The 8,490-nt window shown below is 70.7% G+C and carries 5 protein-coding genes and 1 pseudogene; 1 reads left to right on the top strand and 5 read right to left on the bottom strand.

The window, feature by feature from the left end:
* The coding region (locus LBC97_15490; GenBank protein MDR2567429.1) for a hypothetical protein at positions 1-393 on the top strand (393 nt) is incomplete at its 5' end.
* Between the two features lie 288 nt (positions 394-681).
* Here the strand turns inward: LBC97_15490 and LBC97_15485 are convergent.
* From LBC97_15485 to LBC97_15465, 5 genes and pseudogenes are all read right to left on the bottom strand, one after another.
* A complete protein-coding gene (locus tag LBC97_15485; protein MDR2567428.1) occupies positions 682-2,148 on the bottom strand; it encodes a phage holin family protein in 1,467 nt (488 codons plus the stop codon).
* A 2,095-nt stretch (positions 2,149-4,243) separates the two neighbouring features.
* Positions 4,244-4,939 (bottom strand): annotated as a pseudogene (locus tag LBC97_15480) (protein kinase).
* A gap of 344 nt (positions 4,940-5,283) precedes the next feature.
* The gene (locus LBC97_15475; GenBank protein ID MDR2567427.1) at positions 5,284-6,084 is read right to left on the bottom strand and encodes an FHA domain-containing protein; all 801 of its coding nucleotides are present in this window, start codon (positions 6,082-6,084) and stop codon (positions 5,284-5,286) included.
* A 16-nt stretch (positions 6,085-6,100) separates the two neighbouring features.
* Positions 6,101-8,056: an AAA family ATPase gene (locus tag LBC97_15470; protein ID MDR2567426.1), complete on the bottom strand. Its 1,956-nt coding sequence runs from the start codon at positions 8,054-8,056 to the stop codon at positions 6,101-6,103.
* A partial coding sequence (locus tag LBC97_15465; protein ID MDR2567425.1) for a hypothetical protein occupies positions 8,049-8,490 on the bottom strand: 442 nt, incomplete at its 5' end. The genes LBC97_15465 and LBC97_15470, both read right to left, overlap by 8 nt.

Here is an 8,490-nt window from a genome sequence, read left to right as displayed (position 1 = left end):
CTCTCCCCAGTCATCCACGGGATGGTCTTCTCCGACCTGGGAGTGACTGGGAGATATGACGCCATCCAGGTTCGGCGAGGAGAACTCGAGAGTTTCGTGAGATCGGCCAGAATGTCGAGGCTGAGTGGTTTCAACGTCACGATTCCGCACAAGAGCGGCATCATTCCTCTTCTCGACGAGACGGATGAGGAAGCGAAGCTCTGCGGCGCGGTCAACACAGTTCTCGTCAGAGATGGAAGGCTGACTGGTTTCAACACTGATATGGGAGGATTGCTGGAGTCGCTGCGAGAGGATGGCAGGGGTTTCCGCGGGAGCAGAGTCATGATCCTGGGCGCTGGGGGGGCGGCCCGCGCCGCGGTCGCGGTCGAGGAAGGCGCCACGGGCACGGCCTGACCCAAACGACAAAAACGGGGACGGTACCTATTTCCGGCAAGCCGGAAATAGGTACCGTCCCCGTTAACAAGTACCGGGCAAGGTTGATCGCCGCCGAACGGATCGCTCCGTCCGGGCGGGGATTTCTGCGCTTCGAGTTGCCGTTCACGCGTGATTACCTGCGCTCCCAACACGACGCCGCAGGCTCCGGGGGAGTCTGAGCGGCGACCGGCCGGCGGCGACGCGGCGGCGGGCGGAGTGCATGCCGGGCTGATCCCCGCCACCCAACGCGCCGCCAACCAGACGGCCCTATTCCAAGGTGACGATGCCCCGTTTGTTGGCGCTCGTCGGGGTCTTGCCGTCCGGCGCCCAGAAGACCTCGGTTGGCAACTGGTGCGGGGCCGAGCCCTGCGGCCTGGTGTAATGCGCCCATGACGGCGAGCCGAGGGCGGCGTACCTGGCGGCCACCGCCTTGTCGTCTTTGGGTTTTTGCGCCCGGATGTCGGTCATCGCGACCGTCCAGCCGATGGCCTGGTCCGGCGGGTCCTCCCGGCGCATCAGGCCGTACTTCTTGAGCACGCTGTGGCACATGATCCGCCAGGCCAGCCAGCCCGCCAGGCCCGCGACCACCAGTGCCAATAGTGACGCGATCAGGGCCGGCGTGGTCGCCGGCACCCCGGAGCCGCCCACAATGCCGGCGAACGGCAAAATGACGCCCGCCGCCAACAGCATGATCACCAGGGCGGTCAACAGCGCGACGCCGGTGGCATGCCGCTTCAGTTTGGGCATGTCAACCGGCACGGAGCCGACCGTCTCATGGGTTTGCCCGTTGACGCCGAAGTAGTACAACCCGCCCGAGGGCGTCAGGTAATACACAACCCAGGCGGGCAGGAGCGTGTGGTGATACTGGCTGTTCAGGATTTGGCTGACGCCCCACAACCGCAACTGGCGGCAGCGCGGGTAGGCCTCGAACACTTTCCCCGCCAGCACCCGGCGCGCGGCCAAGCTGACGGCGAGGGCGGCCTCGGAGGCGATGTCCGCGAAGTCGAGGTCGCGGCGCTCGGTCTGGAACCCTGCGAGGTAGCCGGGCGCGAACGGGACCTCGCGTCTCAAGTCCCAAGGCTGGAGCAGGTTCATGACCTTGTCCGCCCGCGTGGCGCGGAGCGCCGACTGCGGGAGGCCTTGGAGTTGCACGTTCCCCTTCGCGAGCACGCGGAACTCCTCGGCGGCGTCTTCGCTGTCTTCCGGCCTGAAGGTCGCCCCGCCCTCGGCCGTGGAGTCCACTTGAGCGTCGATCACCATGTACGGGAAGTACACCCCCACTGGCGGGTCTTGCCGCAGCTTGGAGTAAAAGCCAGGGGCCAGATAGCGCTTGCGTGCCAGCCACGCCTCCAGCGCGGCCTGGGCCTGCTCGCGGGAAACCGTGAACGGCACAACGGTGTCCGGCGCGAAGTCTTGGCTGAGCTGGCCCAGCAACACCACCGGGCTGCGGCAGTACGCGCACTGGGTGGAGGCCAAAGTCGTGCTGAGCACCGTGAGTTGCGCTCCACAACTGGGGCACGACGCCGCGGCCAGGTTCCCCCCGCCGTCTCGGCTTTCCGCCGCCGGCATGGGGTCCTGGGCTGTGTGCGGGCCTTGGCCGGGGGCCGGTCCCGGGCCGCCGGACCCGGGCGCGAAGGCGCCGCCGCAGGCCGAGCAGCGCAAATAGCCGGAGACGGCATCGTAGGAAAGCGTCGAACCGCAGCTAGGGCACGGAAACGCGAGGCTGCCGCTCATTCAAGCCTCCTCTTGCGGGAAGCGGAAGATTCGACTTCGAGTCTACTCGTGGCTAGGAGGGCGTGAGGGTGGAGAGCCAGCTGGCCAGCCAGGCGGCCGGGGAGTCCGGGCTGATCGCCAGGACCACCACCGCCAAGGCCAGGCCCGCCCACATTGCCGCCCAGCCGGGTTGCCAGTGGAAGCGCATCAACGGGCGGGAGGCCAGGTGCGCCAGCCATGCGATGAGCGCGACCAACCCGACAATCCACGGATTGTGGCCCAGGGAGAGCGGGTCGAAGGGCAGGGCCGATTGGTTGGCGACCCTGCCGAGCAGGGCCTGGTGGAGCGGGCGGCAGTCGGCCCCGCAAGAGTCGAAGACCAGCCCCGACGCGGCGGCGAAAAGCGCGGCGCCGACAGCGACCCAGACCCAGGCGCGGGCCACCGCCGCGCGCCGGAAGGTCTTTGCGATGCGGCGCTGCGTCGCCATTGTGCTCTCGTATTCGTCGGGTCCCGCGTACGGGGCCATCCCCGCCCCGGCGGCGGGAACGGCGGCCCCGCCCGCTCCGGCGCCGGGCAGGCCGGGCCACGCGGGAAAGCCCCCGCCGCTGACAGGGCCGCCGCCGGCAGGGCCGCCGACGGGGCCGTGGGCGGCGGTCCCGTTCCTGGCTCCGGCCAGTCCTGCTGCGGGAGCCGCTGCCCGGCTGGCCGCCGCGCGGGCCGCCCGGCGGCGCGAGCGTTCGGCGGGATCCACCACCGAGCGGCCACGGGTCAAGGCGCGCAGGCCGAAGGACAGGATGCTCCCCAGAATCCAGGCGGTCGCGAACACCAGCGGCACCGACCACACCGTGGGCCGGCCCAGATAGGTTGAGCGCAACCCCTCCAGCCAGATCATCGCCCCGACGAATCCGCCCGCAGTGGCCATGGCCGCCCGCAGGTTCCCGGCCGGATTCTCGATCAGCCAGTCGACCAGCGTGGCCAGCGCCACCCCGGCGACAGCGAAGCCGAAGACGATGAGCGATTCTTGCAGCGCGCCCCCGGTGAACAGACCCCACCGGGTCAATTCCCAACCCCCGAACAGCGCGTAAACCAGCCCCACCGCCGTCCGCCAACGCAGTTGGCCCACCAGCACGCGGGTGGCGTGGCCGCGTCGTGCCACGCTCATCTCCCGCTCGGCGAGTCGCGCCTCTGCCTGGGCTGTCGCCTCGGCGGCTTCCCGCCTGGCTGCGGCCTCGCGTCCCGCCTCCGCGTTGTCCAAGGTGACCGCCTCGCACAGCACCGCCACCGCCGCCAAGTGCCCCAAGGACGCCGACAACTGGTCGCCGGACAGTTTCGCGGCCGCCACCGCCTGCCCCTCCAGCCACAGCGCCCCGGCCGTGTTCCTGCGTTCGACCTGCTGAATCATTTCGCGCGCCAGCGGCTCCGCGGGCGCCGAACCGAACGCGATCGCGAAGAACTGCCCGATCAGCGCCTTTTCCCGCAGCGCGACCAGTTCCGCCATGTCCCCGCCGGGGGCCCTCTCCGCCACGCGCCGAGCCTGGCCGTGCCATCCCTCAAGCCGCAGGTCGGCCGCGCCCAGCCGTTCGCCGGCCGCCTGGCCCGGCCGCCCCGACCCGGCCACGGCCCGCAACACCCGCTGTTCCGCCACGGCCAGCAGCCAGTCCGCCGCCTGCTCAGCTTCCGCCGGACCGCCAGGCCGCCAGCCCACCGCTTGCCCGATGCCGTGCGCCAACGTCGCCTCATCCAGCCTCCGCCCGCGAAACTCGGCCGGGGAAGCCGGGTCCAGCGCGGTCTGGAGGCGCACAAAGCGCGCCCCGGCTGTGTTTTCCAGCCGCATTTCCTGAACCGCCCGGAAACCTTCGGGCGTGGCGCTCAGCCATTCGGTCAAGAGAGGGTCGATTCGTCCGGCCAGCAGCGCCTCGGCGGGACCCCAGTCCTGGCGCATGGCCGCCACCAACTCGGTCCCGGTGGAGACCGGGCGGCCGTTGAAAACGAACCGGATGCCCGGGGCGCTCTGAGTTCCGGCGGGCCCGGCGGCGCCAACGGATCCGGCCCGCCCGCGTCCCTGCCCGATCAATGACCGGTCCACCGGCGGGTCACCGCCATTCAGCCACGCCTCGACCTGCTCGAAGCCCCACCGTCGGTCGGAATTGTGGGTCAGCAGGCCGTCGACCAGGTCGCGCCAGCGGCCCGGGCCCAGCGGGTCGGTCGAGTAGAGGCCGCGCATCACAATTGGGCGCACTTGCACATCCGGCAGCAACTGGCCGGCGGCGTCCGCCAGGAGATGGCGGCCGGTCAGCAGCTCGAAAATCGTGGCGCCCAACGCCCACCAGTCGACCGGCGCCTTCTGAACGCCCTCATGCACTTCGGGGGCCGCCCACGCGAAGGTCGCCCGGATGGATGTGAACTGCGTGGCCTGGAACTGTTCGCGGGCCACCCCGAAATCCGTTAGGACCAGATCCGGCGGCGGCCCTGGCGCGCGTACCAGCACATTCTGTGGTTTGAAATCCCGGTGGGTGATGCCCAAGGCGTGAATGTGGTGCAACGCCTCAGCCAGTTCGCGCACAATGTGCGGCATTTGCAGCAGCGGGACGCGCCCGCCCAGTCGCTGCCTGAGATCCGCCAGCGTGCCGTTCAGGCAGTATTCCTGCACCTCCCACGGCACGCCTTGGCTCTCCCCGTGGTCCAGCAACCGCACCACATGCCTCGGGTCCGCCTGGTAAAGCTTCGCCAGCACCGCCCGGTCCAGCTGGTCCGAATACCGGTAAAGCTTGATCACCACGTTCGCCCCGGTGGTGCGGTCCCGGCAAACCATCAGATCGGCCTGGCCGGCGGAGACGTTCAGCGAACGCATCGGTTCGAACCGCGCCTGCAGTTCGGGCGGCAAGTTGGCCCGCAACCAGGCAGGGCCAGCCCGCCCCGGCGGGTGCGCCTCGAACATGGTTGCAGGCGGCCCCTGTGACCCTGCGGTAATGGGGACGGTACCTGTTTCCGGCGAGCCGGCACCAGGGACCGTCCCCATTTCCGGCGGTGATTCGAACACCGTTGGCGGGGTTGACTCGGGCCGAGCGGCTTGCGCCCTGGCCAGGGACTCGAAGACGGTTGGCGGCGGCCCAGGCGGCTCCAGCGGCTCCGGGTGTCGCGGCGGATGCGGGGTCGTCATGACGCCGGGCCGCCGGTCGGCGCTTCGGCTTGGCCACCGGCCCTGACTTCGACTTCGGCCGCTTGTCCCAACCGGAAGCGGGCCGGCAGGTCGAGGACCACCGCGTTGGCGCCAAGCCGCTCCCCGTCCACCCAGGTGCCATTGGTCGAATCGAAGTCTTGGATTGTCACCGTCCCGCCGCGCACGGTCACGGAAGCGTGCCGCCGTGACACGCCGTGCCAGTCGGAGAGCGCTCCCGCCAGCGAGGACACGGCCGGGTCGCGTCCCAGGACCACCGCCTCCCCGGCCGGGATGTCGATCACCCGGCCGGCCACGACCAACTGGGGAGTCTCGAAGGGACCGGCGGCTGTCCGGGCGCCCGCTGCCAAGCCCGCGTTCCCCAGCCCCGCGTTCCCCAAAGCGAAGCCGCAACTGGGGCAATCGGGGATCCCCCTCGGCAAGTCGCCCAGGCCGCATTGCGGGCAGGTGCACTCGGCGGGCGCCCCGTCGCGCCCCATGGCGCGAGCGGCAGCCACGTCACCGAGCTGCGAACCCGTGCGTGGTCCGGGAAGCGGCCGGTCGGCATCGGCGGGCGGGGCGTGGCCCGTGCCCGGGCTGGCCGGGCCTCTCGCGGTCGCTGCGCGTGGCGGGGGGAGGGGGGCCCCGGAACCGGGCGGCGTTTGTGGAGGCGGCCGGTCGGCATCGGCGGGAGGGGTGAAAGGCGAGCCGGTGAACGGCGTGCCGCAACGCGGGCACATGACCGCGGCCGGGGGGACGGGCTGGCCGCAGACCTCGCAGGTCACGGTCAGCGCGGTCACGGCGCGGCCCCGGTCCTCATGAGGTGAGCACCACTTGGTAACCGGTGTCCTCGCCGCGTTCGATGTCCGCCACGGTCAAGCCGCCGGGTGCCGGCGGGGCCGCGAAAATGGCGCGGGCCAGCGGGTTCACCAACACGGGTTCGAGCGCCAAGGCTATGCCTCGGCCGCCGGCGGACAGGTGCTCGGGCGCGGTCATGGCGGCGACGGCCTTGGCGCGGGCCTGGTCGGCAATGCGGACCGGGAGGCCGCATTCGATGGCCACGCGGGTCAAGGCGTTGTCGATGAAGCGGTTGGCCAGCTCGGCGGCGATCCGGCGGGAAATGGGGCGGAAGACCACAATGTTGTCACCGATCCGGCCGCGCAATTCCGGGCGGCCCAGGCCGCCCTGCGCGCGCGGCAACTGGAAGAAGCGGTCCATCGCGTCCAGGACCAGCTTCTCGTAGGCGGCGACCTCCGCGTCCGAATCGGCCTCGGTCTGGCCCAAGGCGGCCGCCTCGCCCGCGCCCACGTTCGACGTGAAGATGATCATGGTCTCCGCGAAGGACACCGTCTCGCCGCTGCCGCTGGTCAGGCGGCCGTCGGAAAGGATTTGCAAGAACTTGTCGAAAACCCTTGGGTGGGCCTTTTCCATCTCGTCGAACAGGACCACGGTGAAGGGCTGCTTCTTGATCGCGTTGATCAGCTCGCCGCCCGCGCCGTGGCCCACATACCCCGGCGGGGCGCCGATCAGGCGCGTGTCGGAGCCCTCCTGGGAGAACTCGCTCATGTCGAAGCGGATCATGGCGCGCTCGTCGCCGAAGACCAGTTCGGCGACCGCCTTGGCCAGTTCGGTCTTGCCCACGCCGGTTGGGCCGGCCAGCACCATCACGCCGCGCGGCGCCCCGCCCGGTTTGGCCTGGTGCGCCGAGGTCAGGCCCAGCGCCGACCGCATGATCAGGTCCAAGGCGCGGCGCACCGCCCTTCGCTGCCCCTTGACCCGCCGTTCCAGGGCGGCCTGGCCGTCCATGATCCGCTCCCGCAAGGCCTCCCCCTGCCATGGGTTCTCCGACACGCCCAGCCGGTAGGTGCGGGCCGCCTCCTCGATCCCGGTCGCGAGGCCGCCCTGGGTGCGCGCGAACTGGACAATCTCCACCATGCCTTTGAGGGTCAGGCCTTCGGTGGCGGCCACCAGCCTCTCCACCAATTGCCTGGCCTGGGACCGGTCCGCGGCCGGCTCCGGCTGGGCGGCCACCAACGCGCGCGCCAAGCGCCAACGTGTGTCCAAGTCCGGCAGCGGGATGGCAACCTGGCGGGCGGCGCCCGCGGACATCCACGCGGGCAGGTCGGAGGTCTTGTCCGCCAGCCAGAACACGGGATGCTTCAAGCTGGAGGGACGGAAGCCCTGGTGAAAGAAGGTGTGCCCAGGCTCGTGCGAATGGTTCGCGGCCTTCAAGGCGGCGAGCATGGCGCGCTGGAGGTCGCCGGTCGGTTTGGCCGAATCGGCCGTCTGGGAGGTGTAGTCAATGACGAGGGCGAGGCGCGCGTCCTGTTCCTGCCGAGGCTGGCGGGCACTGGTCACCCAGTGGCAGATTCGGTCCAGGTTGGCGTAGTCGGCGCACTCGATCGCGTCCGGGGCCGCGCCGAGCGCCGCGGCGAACTGGTTGTCGAGTTGCTCTTTGGCCAGCCTGGACGTCAGCCTGACCAGGCGCAGTCCGTCCAGCGGGTCGTAAACCAGCATCCCGTCGAAGCCGTTCGCCTCCAGCACCCGCCCAATCGCGGTCAGCGTGTCAACCGCCGGGCCGCCCCCGGCGTCCGCCATGTGGATGTCTCGGATGGAGCCGTGCACCACGAACAGCGCCGTCGCGCTGAGGCCCGCGTGGATAGACCGCAGCCACAGCGGCGTCGCGCGCGCCTCGTGGGTCAGCCAGGCGGGGGGCTGCTCGGTCGCGGCCACGGTCTCGGTTGTTTGGCCGATGGCCACCTGGTCAGTCATCGCCCGTCCCCAAAGCTCGTTCTTCGTCTTTGTCCGCGCCCGACGCCGTGTGCCTAGTCCCGCCCGCCCGCCTGGTCGCGCCGGGGCGGCTTTGGTCGCCGGCGTGGGGCAGCTCGACCTCGCCGGGGCGGCGGGCGAAGCTGAGCTCTGCGCTGATCCCGTGCCTCGCCAGCGCGGCCGGCAATGTGAGCACATCAGCGCAGGTCAGCTCTTCGGCGGCGCTGTCCTGTGCGGGGCTGGCAGGCCTGACCGCCGCCACCCGGCTGAACAGCTTGCCTTGGTCGGTGACCTGGAGGCGAAGCGCATGGCCGGGCAGATCCGGCCGCCGGGCCAGCATGACGTGGCGGGCGTCCGGGGCCAGCGGGGCCTGGCCGATCGCGTCCGGGCCGGCTTCAACCGCGTAGCCCAATTCGGTCAGCACTTCCGCGACGCAG

This window comes from Bifidobacteriaceae bacterium (genome assembly GCA_031281585.1).
Lineage (GTDB): Bacteria > Actinomycetota > Actinomycetes > Actinomycetales > WQXJ01 > JAIRTF01.
The sequence above is the reverse complement of the archived record's forward strand: the minus strand, read 5'-3'. Positions and strand labels throughout refer to the sequence as shown.

Bases quoted from the DNA above. Each gene is read 5' to 3' on its own strand.
- LBC97_15470 (MDR2567426.1), bottom strand. From the start codon at position 8,056: ATGACTGACCAGGTGGCCATCGGCCAAACAACCGAGACCGTGGCCGCG.
- LBC97_15485 (MDR2567428.1), bottom strand. From the start codon at position 2,148: ATGAGCGGCAGCCTCGCGTTTCCGTGCCCTAGCTGCGGTTCGACGCTT.